The sequence below is a fragment of the Archangium gephyra genome, from assembly GCF_042230915.1.
Lineage (GTDB): Bacteria > Myxococcota > Myxococcia > Myxococcales > Myxococcaceae > Archangium > Archangium gephyra_B.
On the sequence record NZ_CP102578.1, the window covers coordinates 2,268,135 to 2,283,509 of the forward strand.

Annotated in this window: 12 protein-coding genes; 4 read left to right on the forward strand and 8 right to left on the reverse strand. The window is 69.9% G+C overall.

Features of this window, described 5'->3' with window-relative positions; translation table 11 throughout:
* Positions 1–10: 10 nt before the first annotated feature.
* Both NR798_RS09070 and NR798_RS09075 read right to left on the reverse strand, forming a co-directional pair.
* Positions 11–688 (reverse strand): hemerythrin domain-containing protein, encoded by a 678-nt coding sequence (locus NR798_RS09070; protein WP_375771040.1) that lies wholly within the window; start codon positions 686–688, stop codon positions 11–13.
* 123 nt (positions 689–811) lie between these two features.
* Positions 812–2,734, reverse strand: coding sequence for a serine hydrolase domain-containing protein (locus NR798_RS09075; protein WP_375771041.1), 1,923 nt, complete (start codon positions 2,732–2,734; stop codon positions 812–814).
* An 89-nt stretch (positions 2,735–2,823) separates the two neighbouring features.
* On the opposite strand from NR798_RS09075, the gene NR798_RS09080 reads away from it, so the two are divergent.
* On the forward strand, positions 2,824–3,810 hold the full coding sequence (locus NR798_RS09080; RefSeq protein WP_375771042.1) for an aldo/keto reductase: 987 nt from the start codon (positions 2,824–2,826) through the stop codon (positions 3,808–3,810).
* An 8-nt stretch (positions 3,811–3,818) separates the two neighbouring features.
* Here the strand turns inward: NR798_RS09080 and NR798_RS09085 are convergent, their stop codons facing one another.
* From NR798_RS09085 to NR798_RS09105, 5 genes are all read right to left on the reverse strand, one after another.
* The gene (locus NR798_RS09085) at positions 3,819–4,205 is read right to left on the reverse strand and encodes a VOC family protein (protein ID WP_375771043.1); all 387 of its coding nucleotides are present in this window, start codon (positions 4,203–4,205) and stop codon (positions 3,819–3,821) included.
* 52 nt (positions 4,206–4,257) lie between these two features.
* Positions 4,258–6,675, reverse strand: a complete 2,418-nt coding sequence (locus tag NR798_RS09090; RefSeq protein ID WP_375771044.1) for a PAS domain-containing protein — start codon at positions 6,673–6,675, stop codon at positions 4,258–4,260.
* Positions 6,676–6,689: 14 nt separating this feature from the next.
* Positions 6,690–7,100 carry a response regulator gene (locus NR798_RS09095; protein ID WP_375771045.1) on the reverse strand — a complete coding sequence of 137 codons (411 nt, stop codon included), beginning with the start codon at positions 7,098–7,100 and terminating at the stop codon, positions 6,690–6,692.
* Between the two features lie 9 nt (positions 7,101–7,109).
* Positions 7,110–9,233 (reverse strand): PAS domain-containing protein, encoded by a 2,124-nt coding sequence (locus tag NR798_RS09100; RefSeq protein WP_375771046.1) that lies wholly within the window; start codon positions 9,231–9,233, stop codon positions 7,110–7,112.
* Between the two features lie 215 nt (positions 9,234–9,448).
* Positions 9,449–10,921 carry an ATP-binding protein gene (locus tag NR798_RS09105; RefSeq protein ID WP_375771047.1) on the reverse strand — a complete coding sequence of 491 codons (1,473 nt, stop codon included), beginning with the start codon at positions 10,919–10,921 and terminating at the stop codon, positions 9,449–9,451.
* A 108-nt stretch (positions 10,922–11,029) separates the two neighbouring features.
* Here NR798_RS09105 and NR798_RS09110 point away from each other — a divergent pair, with 108 nt between their 5' ends.
* The 3 genes from NR798_RS09110 to NR798_RS09120 all read left to right on the forward strand — a co-directional run bounded on the left by NR798_RS09110 (position 11,030) and on the right by NR798_RS09120 (position 13,889).
* Positions 11,030–11,833, forward strand: coding sequence for a hypothetical protein (locus tag NR798_RS09110; RefSeq protein ID WP_375771048.1), 804 nt, complete (start codon positions 11,030–11,032; stop codon positions 11,831–11,833).
* A 356-nt stretch (positions 11,834–12,189) separates the two neighbouring features.
* Positions 12,190–13,059 carry a hypothetical protein gene (locus tag NR798_RS09115; RefSeq protein WP_375771049.1) on the forward strand — a complete coding sequence of 290 codons (870 nt, stop codon included), beginning with the start codon at positions 12,190–12,192 and terminating at the stop codon, positions 13,057–13,059.
* A 26-nt stretch (positions 13,060–13,085) separates the two neighbouring features.
* Positions 13,086–13,889, forward strand: coding sequence for a hypothetical protein (locus NR798_RS09120; RefSeq protein WP_375771050.1), 804 nt, complete (start codon positions 13,086–13,088; stop codon positions 13,887–13,889).
* An 18-nt stretch (positions 13,890–13,907) separates the two neighbouring features.
* Here NR798_RS09120 and radA read toward each other — a convergent pair whose 3' ends face one another.
* The gene (gene radA, locus NR798_RS09125; protein WP_375771051.1) at positions 13,908–15,269 is read right to left on the reverse strand and encodes a DNA repair protein RadA; all 1,362 of its coding nucleotides are present in this window, start codon (positions 15,267–15,269) and stop codon (positions 13,908–13,910) included.
* Positions 15,270–15,375 lie beyond the last annotated feature (106 nt).

Below are 15,375 nucleotides of genomic sequence, written 5' to 3' on the forward strand. Positions count from 1 at the left end.
CGCTTCCCTTTCAGCGGGCGGTGAACGCGGAGAGGTCGTGGATGCCCACCGCCTTCTCCAGCTGCGCCACCTCCGCGACAGCGCCCTCGAAGCCGCCACCGCCGAGCAACTGGTGTTCCCGCTCCTCGAAGCGCTCGCCCAGCTCGTGGAACTCCGCCTCGGTGAAGAGCGCATGGAACGTGGGGAAGAGCTCCGTGTCCTCGCGCGCGGCATGCGGCTGGTACATGCGCACGAACGCCTGGAGCGAGGAGGCCAGGGCCTGCCGCTGCCCCGCGTCCTGGAGCGCCGCGGGTGTGGCGGACTTCAGGAGCGCTTCGGTGAGCTTGCGCCCCGCGGCGTGCTGCTCCCGGAGCACCCGGATGAGCTCGCCCTGCTTCCCGGCCTTCTCCAGCCGGGGGAAGACCTGCTCCTCCTCGAGCCGCTCGTGGTAGTTCTCGGCGAAGCGGCGGATGAGGTTCGCGGCGGAAGAGATGACGTCCGCGCGCGGCGGGCTCCCGGTGCCGAGCTGACTCGCGCAGGCCTCGTAGACGAGCAGCGTGCGGCGGATGACTCCATGCTCGCGCATGAGATCCTCGGTGGCATTGACCTCGGCGGGCTTGACCTTCTTCTTCTCCCCACCCCATGCGAGCCCCGCTGCCGCGAGCGAGGTCATCGAGAGGAACAGGCGGCGGTTGGCGTTTCGGGACATGTGGACCTCCGGAATGGGGGACTCAGCTTGCCCTCCCGTCCCGCGCCGCCCATCGTCCCCCAGGGCGAGTGCCCACCACTGGACCTCGTCGCCATCGACCTGGCGCGACACGGAGGGGAGCCGTCATCCGGGCCCGAGCCCGAGCAGGTGCCAGTGGTGGAGCCATGCGGCGAAGGCTGTCGCGGCCAGCGTGGCGCCGGTGAGGGACAGGCGGAGGGCCAGCCTCCCGGAGCGCTTCCACCAGGCGCGTGCGCTCCAGGCGAGGGCTCCCGGAGTGAGCACCGTGGCCCCGAGCGCGCAGGCCATCGAGACCCCCAGCAGCCGGGGCGTGGCGCCGTATTCCAGTTCGACGTGATGGCGCACCAGGAGCGTGAAGCCGCTCAGGAACAGCAGGTGCAGCAGGCCGATGATCGCCAGCAGCCCCGTGGCCGGGCTCCGGTGGAGGATGCCCGCCAACACGGCCAGCGCGAAGAGCACGGCGCACACGGCCAGCAGCCCGTAGGTGAAGGCGGATGTCTCGTACCAGGGCACCCGCTCGTACGCCGCCGCGGGCTGGTTCTCGAAGAACAGGTGCGTGATGTGGCCCGCCGCGTCCTCGCGGAACGCCACGCGCTCCGCTGAGGCCGGGTCCTCGGCGGGACGGAAGAGGCGGGGCTCCACCTCCACCCAGCGCCGCCATGCGCGCCCCGGCTCCCGGAGGTGCAGGGTTCCATCTCCGCCGTCTCGCACGCGGATCTCCTGACGCCAACCCAGCGAGGACTCCGCCGTGCCGTAGGACCGCCACGTCGTTTGATATCCCCCCGCGAACCGTGCCGCCCGCCCGGCGAAGTCCCGCGGGGGCTCGGGCCTGTCCGAGGGCGGGGCAGGGTGGCCGTGCTCGAGGACGGCGCGCAGTAGCTCCATCCGCGCCCGCTGCGCGGCGTCCTTCTCCCCCGGGCCATTGTACGAGACGAACAGCCCCGTGCCCTGCTCGGGCATCAGCACCAGCAGCGAGTGGAAGAGGTACGCGTCCCCCAGGTGTCCGATGAGCCGCTGGCCATTCAGGTGGAACTCCATGAATCCATGGGCCCATCCGCTCAACCGGGGGTCATGCGTGAAGTGCTGGCGGTGCATCCGCCGCACCGTCTCCTCGCGCAGGATGCGGTGGCCCTCGTGCTGCCCTCCCTGGAGGTGCGCGAGCATGAACCTCGCCAGGTCCGTGGCTGTCGTGAGCATCGAGCCACTGGAGGCCACCACCACGTGCTCCAGCGGCTGTGCGCGCGGGCTCCCGTCCTCGAGGGTGTGTCCCAGCGCCATGTCGGCGGCGAGCTCCGGTGGCACCGTCCTGCGGAAGAAGGTGCGCTTCATCCCCAGCGGCTCCAGCACGTTCTCCCGGAGGTACTGCTCGAAGGGCTGGCCCGAGACCCGCTCGATGATGTGCTCGGCCAGGCTCGTCCCGTAGTCGGAGTACGCCGACAGCTCTCCCGGAGGCCGCACCCGGGCCGGCATGCGCTCCCGCAGGTATGCCTCCAGCGTTTCGGGTGGTGGGCCCTCCGGCCAGAGACGCTCGTGCACCTCGAAGCCTCCCGCGTGCGCCATCAGGTGCGCGAGCGTGAGGGGCCGCGCGTACGCCGCCGGGAGCCGCACGTCCTCCAGGTACGTGTGGACGTCCGCGTCCAGCTCGAGGCGCCCCCGCTCGGCGAGCTGCATCACCGCCGTCCAGACGAACAGCTTGCCGAGGGAGGCCACGCGGAAGAGTGTCTTGTCCGCCACCACGGGCGTGTGGTTCCCGGCGTCCGCGTCGCCGTAGCCCCGGGCCAGCACCACCTGTCCATCCCGCACCACCGCCACCGTCGCTCCGGGAATCCGGTATGCCGCGAGCTGCCCGGTGACGATGCGCTCCACGAGCGGCTCCAGCGATGTCACGTCCATCCGCTGGGGAACACGGGCCCACGCCGGCACCGCCAGGGCGAGCACCAGCACCAGGGCGGACAGTCCCAGGGGGGCTCTGTACGGCGTGGACGGCATGCCGCAGGTGTAGCGGACTTCCCTTGTCGAAGGGAACACAGGGGCCCGCCTCCCGCCGTTCTTCTCCTGGCCCCGGATGCTCCGGGCCATTAACAAGGGCCGCTACGTACCCACCAAGGAGGGATGTCATGGAGCAGAGGGCACTCGGAAAGCAGGGGCTGAAGGTCTCCGCCCTGGGCCTGGGCTGCATGGGAATGAGCGACTTCTACGGCTCGGGAGACGAGAAGGAGTCCATCTCCGTCATCCACCGGGCGCTGGAACTCGGGGTGAACTTCTTCGACACGGCCGACATGTACGGCCCGTTCACCAACGAGAAGCTATTGGGCAAGGCCATCGCCGGCCGGCGCGATCAGGTCATCCTCGCCACCAAGTTCGGCAACGTGCGCGCCGAGGATGGCTCCTTTCTCGGCATCAGCGGCAAGCCCGACTACGTGCTCAAGGCCTGCGACGCCTCACTCAAGCGCCTGGGCGTCGACCACATCGACCTCTACTACCAGCACCGCGTGGACACCACCGTGCCCATCGAGGACACCGTGGGCGCCATGGCCCAGTTGGTGAAGCAGGGCAAGGTCCGCTACCTCGGCATGTCCGAGGCCGCGCCCGACACCCTGCGCCGCGCTCACAAGGTGCACCCCATCTCCGCGCTCCAGACCGAGTACTCGCTCTGGAGCAGGGATCCCGAGGACGACGTGCTCCCCACCGTGCGCGAGCTGGGCATCGGCTTCGTCCCCTACAGCCCGCTGGGCCGCGGCTTCCTCACCGGCCGCTACCGCCGCCTCGAGGACCTCGAGCCCAACGACTGGCGCCGCCACAACCCGCGCTTCCAGGGCGACAACTTCGCCAAGAACCTCCAGCTCGTGGACAAGATCAACGAGCTGGCCGCGCGCAAGAAGGTGAAGGCCTCGCAGCTCGCGCTCGCCTGGGTGCTGGCCCAGGGCAAGGACCTCGTCCCCATCCCCGGCACCAAGCACGTGAAGTACCTCGAGGAGAACATCGCCGCGGCGGACCTCCGGCTCTCCCCCGAGGAGCTGCGGGAGATCGACGCCATCGCTCCCAAGGGCGTGGCGGCCGGCACTCGCTACCCCGAGGGCGGCATGAAGTCCGTCCACCGCTGAGGCGTGGCTCAGGCCGCCGTGTTGGGGAAGTGCGGGTTCTCGATGAGCCCGAACACGTTGCCGAACGGATCCTCCACGGTGGCCACGCGGATGCCCCCGCCCACGTCGCGCACGGGGCTGGCGGGCGCGATGCCGAGCTTCTTCAGGCGCTCCAGCGCCTGGTCCGCGTTCTCCACGCCCCAGTAGGTCACCGCGCCGCCGGGGCCCGGCTTCCCCGCCGCCGGGTCCGGGTCCAGCCCCAGCTCGAAGCCGCCCACGTTGAAGCCCACGTAGAAGGGCTCGTCGAAGTACGGCGAGACGCCCAGCACCTGGCTGTACCAGGCCTTCGCCTTCGCCAGGTCCGTCACGTGATAGATGGTGGTGCGCAGTCCGAGGATGGGGGCGGGGTTTTTCATTCCCTCACCCTAACCCTCTCCCATAGGGAGAGGGGACGCCTCGTGGGGTAGGTCAGGCGCTCGGGACCGGTGGGAGCGTCGGGGCGCGCCGCGGCAGCCGCACCGTGAAGCGCGTGCCCTGTCCCTCGTGCGACGTCACGGTGATGCCTCCGCCGTGTGCCAGCACCAGCTGCCGGGTGATGTAGAGCCCCAGCCCCACGCTGCCCGCTCCACTGCCCGCGTGGCGGCCCCGGCGGAAGGGCTCGAACAGGTCCGGCAGCGTGTCCCCCGCGATGGCGGCCCCCTCGTTGTGCACCTCGAGGAAGACCTCCCCCGCCGCGCCCCGGCAGCGCACCCAGACCGCCGTGTCCGGCGGGCTGTGCTGGAGCGCGTTGCCCACCAGGTTGCCGAGCACCTGCGCGAGCCGGTCCTCGTCCCACTCGCCCTCGCCCACGCCCTCCTGCGTCAGCTCCAGCTGCCGCTCGGGGTGGCTGGCGGCCAGCTCCTCCACCACGCCGCGCGCCAGCTCGAAGAGGTCCATCTTCTTGCGCTCCACCGGGATGCCGCCGCCCAGCCGCGCCTGGCTGAAGTCCAGCAGGTCGCGGATGAGCCGCGTGGAGCGGTCCGCCGCGGAGATGATGCGGGTGAGGCTCTTGCTCTGCCGCTCGTCCAGCCCCTCGCGCGCCAGCAGCACCGAGGCCGAGATGCGGATGACGCTCAGCGGGTTGCGCAAGTCATGGCTGACGATGCCGAGAATCTGCCGCTCGAAATCGGCGAGCTGGCGCGCCTCGGCCTCCTGCTGCTTCTGCACGGTGATGTCCACGTAGGCGCCCGTCATGTAGAGGGGGCGCCCGTTCGCGTCCACGAACGTCTTCCCCTTGCCGCTCAGCCAGTGCACGCGCCCATCCGGCCACACCACGCGGAAGTCCATCTCGAAGTCCGCGCCCTCGTGCGCGCAGGCCTCGTTGCGGCGCGCCGCCTCGGCCCGGTCCTCCGGGTGCACCAGGGCCAGGCAGTCCTCCATCGTCTGCACCGTGCGCCCCGGCGGCAGGCCGAAGAGCTGGTCCAGGTTCTCGTCCCACTCCAGCGCGCCCGTGCGGATGTCCCAGCGGAACGTGCCCGTGCCTCCCGCCCACAGCGCCGCGCGCAGCCGCTCGTCGCGCTCCTGCAGCGTGGCCTCCATCCGCTCGCGGTCCGCCAGCAAGTCGCGCAGCTGGGCCTCGCTCGCCTCGGCCTGGGCGCGCGCCTGCTGCGCGGCCTCGTACAGGCGGGCCCGCTCCAGCGCCTGGGCTCCCTGCCTCGCCAGCGCGAGGAGGAACTCCTGCTCGTCGGAGGACAGGGTGCGCGGGCTCGCGTAGTTCACCACCAGGGCGCCCATCACGCCCCGGCTGCCGCGCAGGGGCATCACCGCCGCGGCCTCGTAGGGCAGGTTCAACCCCGCCACCATGGGGTAGCGCCGGTCCCGCTCCTCGCGGTTGGCGAAGGTGACGAGCTTGTCGTTGCGGACCGCCTCCGTCACCGCCAGCTGCGACTCGAGGGAGATGCGCTCGAGGTTGCGCGTCAGGTGCCGCACGTTGTCGGTGGCACTCGCCAGCTCGAGGGCCTGGCCGTCCTCGGTCAGCAGGCACACCGCCCCCGAGTGGGCCTCCAGCGCCGCCACGCCCTGGGTGATGATGATGTCCACCACCTGCCGGGGCGTGGGGGCCTCGGAGAGCGCGGCGGTGACGGCCTGCAGGCGCGAGATGCGCTCCTGGGTCCTGCGCTGGTCGTCGATGTCGGCGTTGGTGCCGAACCAGCGGATGACGCGGCCGCGCGCATCCCGCATGGGCAGGGCCCGGATGAGGTGCCAGCGCCAGATGCCCCCGGCCTGCCAGAGGCGCGCCTCCACCTCGTACGGCTCCCCGGTCCGCAGGCTGTGCTGCCAGCGTTCCATCACCCGGGGCAGATCCTCCGGGTGGACGGCCTTGGGCCACTGCGTGGGCTCTCCCTGCGGCAGGCCGGTGTTCTGGTAGCCGCGGCGGCTGATGTAGTCCAGCACGCCATCCGGCCGGCTCGTCCAGATGGTGTGCGGCAGCACCTCGGCGAGGGTGCGGTACTGCTGCTGCACCTCGTGCAGGCGCAGCGTCTGGCGCAGCAGGTGCGCCAGGCGCTCCGGGGTGAGCGCCGACTTGGCGAGGTAGTCGGTGGCGCCGGCCTTCATCAGCTCCACGGCGATGTGCTCATCCCCCTGCCCGGTGAGCATGATGATGGGCGTCTCCACCAGGGCGGCGCGGGCCTTGCGCAGCACCTCCAGCCCGTCCTGGCCCGGCATCTGGAAGTCCATCAGGGCGCAGTCGAAGGTCTGCTCCATCAGGGCGGAGAGCGCGGCCGTGCCATCGCGGACCTCGACGAGCTGCGCCTCGAGCCCCGCCTTGAGCAGGGCGCGCCGCACCGCGAGCCGGTCCACCTCGTCGTCGTCCGCCACCAGCAGACGCAGGGGTTGCTCCTCCATGTGCTCCTCGGCCCTCACGGCAGCTCCACCCGCGACCAGTATGCGTTGAGTGCGGCCATCAACTCCACGAAGGCCGGGGCGGCCACCGGCTTGACGAGGTAGCCCGCTACGTTGTGCGCGTAGCTTTGCAGCCGGTCTCTATCGTCGTTGGACGTGGTGAGCACCACCACCGGGGTGGCGCACAGCTCGGGGTCGGCGCGCAGGGCGCCCAGGAACTCGAGGCCATTCATCCTCGGCATGTTGAGGTCCAGGAGGATGAGGCGGTTGGTGGAAGGCACCGTGCCGTTGCGCAGCAGCTCCAACGCCTGGCGCCCGTCGCCGGCGACGTAGAGGGAGTTCTGGATGTTGCTCTTCTTGAAGGCACGCTGGACGTTCATGACGTCCACCGAGTCGTCATCCACCAGCAGGATGTTCAGCGTCTTCACGGTACGCTCTCAGCGCCCCTCGTCAGGGGTGTGCTTGGGCCAGGTGAAACGGAAGGTTGCCCCCTGGCCAGGGGCGGACTCCAGCCAGGCACGCCCCCCGCGTGCCTCCACGCTCTTCTTCACCACCGACAGACCGATGCCGGTGCTCTCCACTTCATCACGGGCCCGCAGCGTCTGGAAGATGCCCCAGATGCGCTCATGGTACTCCGGAGCGATGCCCGGGCCACTGTCGGCCACGGAGAATTCCCAGAAGGCATCCAACTGCCGCGCGTCCACCCGCACCCGGACCTCTGGCGTCCCGGCGTGTTTGAAGGCGTTGCCCAGCAGGTTGAGGAACACCTGCTGCAGGGGCACCCGCTCGGTGCGCAGGGTGGGCATGCCGGGCGCCACCTCGACGAGCGTGCTGGGCGGCGGGGCGAGCAGCTCCACGCACTCGGTGAGCAGCTTGCCCACGTCCACCGGCTCCGGCCGGCCCCGCACCCGGCCCGCGCGGCTGTAGTCCAGGATCCCGTTGATGAGCGCCTCCATGCGCTCCACGCGCCCGCGCAGCAGCCGCATCTGCTCGCGCGTCTCGTCCGTCATCACGGCCTGGAGGTCGTCCTCTATCCACTGCGACAGGTTGGCGATGCCGCGCAGCGGGGCCTTCAGGTCGTGGCTGGCCACGTAGGCGAACTGATCCAACTCCCGGTTGCTGCGCTCCAGCGCGGCGATGAGGCGCTCGCGCTCGGCCTCGGCGCGCTTGCGCTCGGTGATGTCCAGCACCACCGTGGCCACGCCCAGCGTGGCGCCCTCGGCCGAGCGCACGGGCGCATAGCGCGCCAGCCATGCCCGCTCCTCGCCCGAGGGCAGCCGGGTGGAGGACTCCACCGTCTGCGTCTCGCCGGTCTCCAGCGCCCGCCGCAGCGACTTCACCACGATGTCCACGCCGGGGCCCTGGGTGGAGAGCACCTCGGGCATGGTGTGGCCCAGGTGGTCCTCGGCGGGCTTGCGGTTGATGTCCTGCAGGGTGCGGTTGACGCGCACGAAGCACAGCGTCCGGTCGAAGAGGGCGATGCCCGCGGGGGCCGCGTCCAGCAGCGTGTCCAGCATGGCGCGGGCCTGCTCGGCGAGGTAGCGCTCTTGCTGGGCCCGGCGCATGGCGTCCTGGCTCTCGCGGTACATGCGCGCGTTGTCCAGCGCGAGCGCGGCGCGGCGCGCGAACTCCTCGGCCAGCGACAGGTCCGCGGCGGAGAAGCTGCGGATGCTCCCGGCCTGCGCCAGCGTGATGCTGCCCAGCGTCCGCCCGTGCACCACCAGCGGCACGATGATGGAGGAGCGCAGCCCCAGCTCCCGCAGCAGCCGCAGGCCCTCCTCGCCGCGCGTGAGCTGGGCGTGCATCGCGTCCGGGATGACCTCCAGCAGCTCCGGCTCCCCGGTGCGCAGCACGTAGCCGAGCCCGTGGGGGGCGTGGTGGAGATCCGCGGGCTCGCGGCGCGCCAGCTCCCAGGCCAGGGGCTCCTTGGTGCTGTCGGTGTGCGTCACCGCGACGCGCTCGACCGTCTCGTCCGGCCGCACCATGTCCACCGTGCACCAGTCCGCCAGGCGCGGGACGATCATCCGCGTGAGGTTGCGCAGTGTCTCCTCGGGATCCAACGTGAGGGCGAGCAGGGCGCTGGCCTCGGCGAGGAAGCCGTGCACGTCGGCGGTGCGCTTCTGGTCGTCGATGTCCGTGCAGGTGCCGAACCAGCGGACGATGCGGCCCTGGGTGTCATGCACGGGGATGGCGCGGCCGAGGAACCAGCGCCAGACGCCGTCCAGCCGGCGGCAGCGGTACTCGATCTCGAAGGGCTCACCGGTGAGAAGGCTGTGGCGCCAGCGCTTCTCGGCCTCGGCCATGTCGTCCGGGTGGAAGGCCTGCTTCCAGCCATTGCCCCGCGACTCCTCGAGGTCCAGGCCGGTGTACTCGTACCAACGCCGGTTGAGGTAGTCCTGGACCCCGTCGGGCCGCGACGTCCAGACGATCTGCGGCAGGGCCTCGGCCAGCATGCGGAACTGCTCGCGCTCGGTGTCGAGCCGCTGCTCCGGTCCACTGGCCCCGAAGACGGAGTACAGCGGATCGTACGCGGTGAGATCTCCGTCGGATTGGCGGGACACGTCGAGCGGCCCTCCGCGGGGCAAAAGGAGGTGGAACCAGCCGAGCAGCCATCCGTTGCCGCCTGTGCGGCACTCCCTCCCTCTCTACTTACTGCGACCCGGCGACCTCATGTCCGGCCACGGCGGAGCGGCTGTCGTCCGCGCAACAGGTCATCCAGGCCTTCACATTTCCTCGAAGCACACAGAGCGTGTGAGGGCTCGCCAGGCCGGCCGGTTCACGGGGGGTGCTGCCCCGGGATGAGGGGGAGGGTGAGCTCGAAGGTGGTGGCCCCCGGGAGGGCGACGAGCCGCAGGTCTCCTCCATGGGCGCGGGCGATTTTCCGGGACAGCGGCAGGCCGAGGCCCGTGCCCTTTTCGCGGGTGGTGAAAAAGGGCTCGAAGATGCGCTCGCGTTCGGTTTCGGGCACGCCGGGCCCGGAGTCCTCGACGCGGATGGTGTAGCCGTGGCCCTCGCCGCGGCCCGTCACGCGCACCTTGCCGCCCGGGGGCGAGGCCTGCACCGCGTTCTTCACCATGTTCACCAGCGCGGCCGTGAGCAGGCTGCCGTCCGCCTCCAGCACCGCGGGCTCGGCCACCACCTCCACCGTCACCTCCCGGGCCGCCGCGTCCGCCGCGAGCAGGATGCTGGCCTCGGTGAGGAGGTCCGGCGCCGCCACGGGCGAGCGCGACAGCGGCTGCTCCCGGGCGAAGGCGAGGAAGTCCTCGACGATGCGCTGGAGGTACTCCACCTCGTGCTGGATGCGCGCCACGTGTCCGGCGGCCTCCGCGTGGGCGCCGGCCTTCAGGTCCTCCGCGAGAATCCCCGAGAAGAGGGAGATGCCACCGAGGGGATTGCGCACCTCGTGGGCCACCCCCGCGAGCATCAGCTTGAGCTGCCGGTCGCGGCTCTCCAGCGCGCCGCGCATCACTTCCAGCTCGCGCGCCAGCACGCCAATCTCCCGCGTGGGCTCGGGAGGCACCGGCGTCGTCAGGTCACCCCGGCCGATGCGCAGCGCCGAGGCCATCAGCCGCCGCAGCGGCCGGGCCAGTCCCCGCGCGGTGAGGATGGCGACGAGTCCGAGCACCCCGAGCGCCACGCCGCTCGCGGCCGCGAAGCTCCGGGACAGGCGCGCCAGCGGGCCGAAGAAGGCCGCGCTGCCCTCCACCGCCACCGCGCCCACCACCTGGCCCTCGCGGCGCACCGGCGCGTAGCCCGTCTTGTAGAGGCGCCCATCCGTGCCCCGGAAGAGCACCTGGCTGGCCGCACGCTCACCGGAGATGACACGGGCCAGCTCGAGCCTGTCCCGCGCGAGCTCCGGCACCTCGGCGCCCACCGGGAGGTCGCCGCCCACGTCCGCGCGTACGCGGCCCTGCGTGTCCACCACGTACAGGCGCCGCACGCCGCTCGAGTCGCGGACCTCGGTGAGCAGGCGCACCAGGTTGCGCCACGTGCGCGTGCCCATGGTGTCGTCGCCGGGCTCGATGGTGAGCATCCGCTCGCCACTCACCTGGCTGGCCGTGGCGGCGGCGATGGCGGAGAGGCTCGTGCCCAACTCCTCCTCCAGGATGGAGCGGGCGAGCGCGTAGACCGCCGTCCCCGTGAGCGCGAGGAAGAGCAGCGTGGGCAGCAGGAAGGCCACCAGCAGGCGCGCCGAGAGCGAGCCCAGCGCGTCCTTCAGGCGGGAGGTGAGGGGAGGCGGGGTGGACATGGGGGAAGGCGCTTGCGCACTCTACACCGGCGCCTGGGAGCGGGATGCCCAGCCCCGCTCCGGCGGCGCGCTTCCTCCTCGAGGAGCCGGTTTGATAGGACGCGCCCCATGACGTCTGGACAGACTGCCGCGCTGCAACTGCCGTCGTTCCTGCATGGCACCTACCGCTCGGCTCGGCAGAAGGCGAAGCGGGAGGGCCTGCGCTGTGGCGAGCAGTACCAGAAGGACGGCACCTTCCTGCTTCCCCGGCAGATGGTGGACGTGCCTCCGGGTGAGGTGGTGGTGGCGCACGATGTCGTGGACTTCCAGCACGAGCGCCCGGCTTGGCGGCTGTACCTGGTGTCGGATGTCATGCACGGTCTGCTCGATGCCGTGGATCCGAAGAACACGTTTCCTACCAGGGACGCGTACGAGGACTTCTTCCTGGAGACGGCGTGGGGCGCGCTCTATTTCGCTCTCGCGCAGATGGGCCCGGTAAGTGCGGAGCGAACGGCGAAGCGCCTCCAAGCAGTGTTGCGCTTCTGGGAGCCGCTGCAGGGCGCGCGCTACCTCTTCAAGAAGCTGGGGACGGCGCACACGCTGGAGGGGTTGATGGTGGCTTCCTACGACTGGGCCATGGATGCATGGTGCCCGGTGGGAGACGCCTCGGTGCGCGAGCGCCTGGAGGTGGCGGCACAGCGCATGGCGAGGGCAACGCGGGAGGACTGCATCCAGGCCATCTTCCGTGAGATGCCGCGAGCCCTCGCGCATGCCGGCAAGTTGATGCACCGGAACGTGGTGGCCGGCCCTGACTTCCAGCGTGAGCGCCTCGTCACGCTCGACTCGTGGTCCTTCGAGCGGATCTGTGGTGCGCGGCCGGGGGACCTGATCTGGCTATTGACCATCTGGGACCGCGAGCTCGAGAAGCATTAGCATGAAGCACTCCGCCTATTGCTCTGCCTGCGGATGATTGCCCAGAGGTGGGCCGGTGGATGGGGTGCACCGAGTGATCTGACTGCCGAGGGCCTGGAGTTGCCCGTACTCTCCGTTTCTACTTTCTCCTGGCTCCGCGACTGTTCGCATGAGCGGAGCGGGAGGTACACGTGAGTGCCGCCGTCGGCTGTCCACCCATGTCCCGGGCTGCGCGGTGCGCAGCTGTGTTCCTCGTATCGGTGCTCGCCGGCTGTGCTACGGCCTCCGGCGGACGGACTTCCTCTGCCTGGAATCAGGACGGGTCACGGTTCGAGGCACCGCGAACTGCCTCTCCGCAGCAGCGAGTCCTGCTGGCCATGAGCGATGGCCCGGTGGCGGGTGGCGAATTTCCTCGCCCTACGAGCCAGGGCTACAACGTTCCCGGCCGGAAGGTGGATTCGCAGATGCCCTGGGAGTTGTTCCTGGGTAGTGCCTCACACCGGATCATTGCTTACATGTACGGTGTCAATCACCCGGGCAGCCGTATCTACTCCAACACCAAGGCAATCGAAGCCATCGTTGACGAGACAGGAATCGGAGACGTGTCTCTTCTGCGCCCTGATGAGCGCAAACTGCGCCCGGACATCACCGATACCTTGATTCGGGTTCTTTTTGAAATCAAACCCTGGCACGAGCAGGGTCTTCAGGAAGGCCGTGCAGAGGTGCGGAAGTACTTGGCCGCACTGAATCGGACCATTCTGGTCGGTAGACCTTTCATGGGGGGCACGGATTTCAGCGGCGAGATCCTGATTCGCTTCGCAGGAGGTCGATACATCTGGCGCTTGGAATGGACGACTCCCGAACCGGGAGTGGTCCAGTACCGGTGGACTCGCAGCCATCAGCCCTTTGATTCGGAATCGGCAGCGTACAAGGCCGCCCAATGGGTGGACCTCACCGAGGCCGAGTTGCGGCAGTACGGTGGGTGGGTGGAAAAGGCCGTGGAAGGCATGCTCAGCCGGCGTGAGAAACTCGCCACCGTCAGCGGGACCGTGGGCATGGTCATCGACCTGCTCGGAGGGGTTGCGACGACGGTCTTGTGGAATTCGATTTTGGGCCAGATGCGTACCGGGAACCAGCAACCGCCAGCCCAGAGCGGTGGACAAGTCATCCCCTTTCCAACGAGGCCTCCTCCCTCTGCACCACCGGCCCAGATGCCCGCCGCTTCGGGCATGCCCCTTCCTCGCTGAAAGGCCCATTTGATAGGACGCGCCCCATGAAGCCCGGACAGACTCCATCGCTGCAACTGCCGTCCTTTCTGCACGGTACCTTCCGCTCGGTGCAACAGAAGGCGAAGCGCGAGGGCCTGCGCTGTGGCGAGCAGTACCAGAAGGACGGCACCTTCCCGCTTCCCCGGCAGCTGCTGGAGGTACCCTTGGGGGAGGTGGTGGTGGTGCGCGACGTGGTGGACTTCCTGCACGAGCGCCCGGCCTGGCGGCTGTACATGGTGTCAGATGTCATGAGCGGCTTGCGCGAATCTCTGGACTGGCAGAACACATTGTCCATGCGGACTGCCTACGAGGCATTCTTCCGCGAGACGGCCTGGGGCGCGGTGTTCTTCGCGACGACATACCTGCACCCGATGAGTGCCGAGCGTATGGCGCAGCGGCTCCAGGCCGTGCTGCGCTTCTGGGAGCCGCTCCAGTGCGCGCGCTACCTCTTCAAGAAGCTGGGGGAGGCACACACGCTGGAGGAACTGATGGTGGCCTCCTGCGACTGGGCCATGGATGCGTGGTGCCCAGGGCAAGACGCGCCGGTGCGCGAGCGCATGGCACTGGCGGCGGAACGCATGGCGCGAGCGACCCGGGAGGATTGCATCGAGGCCATCTTCCGGGAAATGCCACGAGCACTCGCGCATGCCGGCAAGTTGAAACACCGCAATGTGGTGGCTGATCCCGTCTTCCAGCGCGAGCGCCTCGCCACTCTCGACGCTCGCGCTTTCGAGCGGGTATCCGGCGCACTCACGGGGGAACTCATCAGTCTGTTACTTGACTGGGATCATGAGCTCGGGGTGCAGTAGGCACCCCGAGAGGCACCCTCAGTCGAACATCGACCCCAGGGCCTCGGAGAGCGTCTCGACGCCCACCACCTCCAGCTTCGTGCCCTCCAGCCGCTTCGCGCTCCCCTTGGGGATGATGGCGCGCTTGAAGCCCATCTTCGCCGCCTCCGCCAACCGAGGCTCCACCTGGCCCACCGCACGCACCTCGCCCGCCAGGCCCACCTCGCCCAACACCAGCGTGTGCGCCTCCAGCGGCCGGTTCTGCAGGCTGCTCACCAGCGCCGCGCACACCGCCAGGTCGCACGCCGGCTCCGACAGCTGCATGCCTCCCGCCACGTTCACGAAGAGGTCACACCCCACCAGCGGAATGTCCTCCTTCTTCTCCAGCACCGCCGCCAAGAGCGCCACGCGGTTGCCGTCCACGCCAATCGCCGTGCGCCGCGCCGTGCCGTAGCCCGTGGGCGCCACCAGCGCCTGCACCTCCACCAGCAGCGGCCTCGTCCCATTCAGCGTGCACGTCACCACGCTGCCCGCCTTGCCCGCCGGCCGCTCCGCCAGGAAGAGCGCCGACGGGTCCGGCACCTCCACCAGCCCCGCCCCCTTCATCTCGAAGACGCCAATCTCGTTCGTCGAGCCGAAGCGGTTCTTGTGCGCCCGCAGAATCCGGAACGGGTGGCCGCGCTCGCCCTCGAAGTAGAGGACGGTGTCCACCATGTGCTCCAGCACGCGCGGGCCCGCGATGGAGCCCTCCTTCGTCACGTGCCCCACCAGGAACGTCGGCACCCCGCTGCGCTTGGCGAAGGCCATGAAGCGTCCCGCCACCTCGCGCACCTGCGAGATGCTCCCCGGCGCGCTGCCCAGCTCCGGCAGGTACATCGTCTGGATGGAGTCCACCACCAGCGCTCGCGGCTTGAGGCCCTCGGCCACCGACAGCACCCGGTCCGCGTCCGTCTCCGCGAACAGGTGGATGTTCTCGCCCTCTACCCGCAGCCGCTCGGCCCTCATCTTCGTCTGTCGCAGCGACTCCTCGCCCGACACGTACAGCACCGGGCTCCCGCGCCCCAGCCTGTCCAGCGCCGCTAGGAGCAGCGTGGACTTGCCAATGCCCGGGTCTCCTCCCAGCAGCACCAGCGAGCCGTCCACCACCCCGCCTCCCAGCACCCGGTCGAACTCGGCGATGCCCGTCTTCCGGCGCTCCTCCTGCTCGCCGCTCACCTCGCGCAGCCGCACCGGCTTGGACGCCCCGCCCGAGGCCCCCCACGCCGGGCGCTTCTCGTCCGCCTTCGCCTCGGTCTCCTCCACCAGCGAGCTCCACGCGCCGCAGTCGGGGCACTTCCCCAACCACTTCGCCGACTGGTACCCGCACGCCTGACACGTGTAGTGCGTCTTTGCCTTCGCCATGGAACCCCTTGTCTATCGCACGGCACCCACGTTTCCCCTCCCTTTCCGGTCCGCCCGCCCACCCCCTCTCAGGGGTCGTCTGGAGAGCGAGCGGCCAGGCATGGGG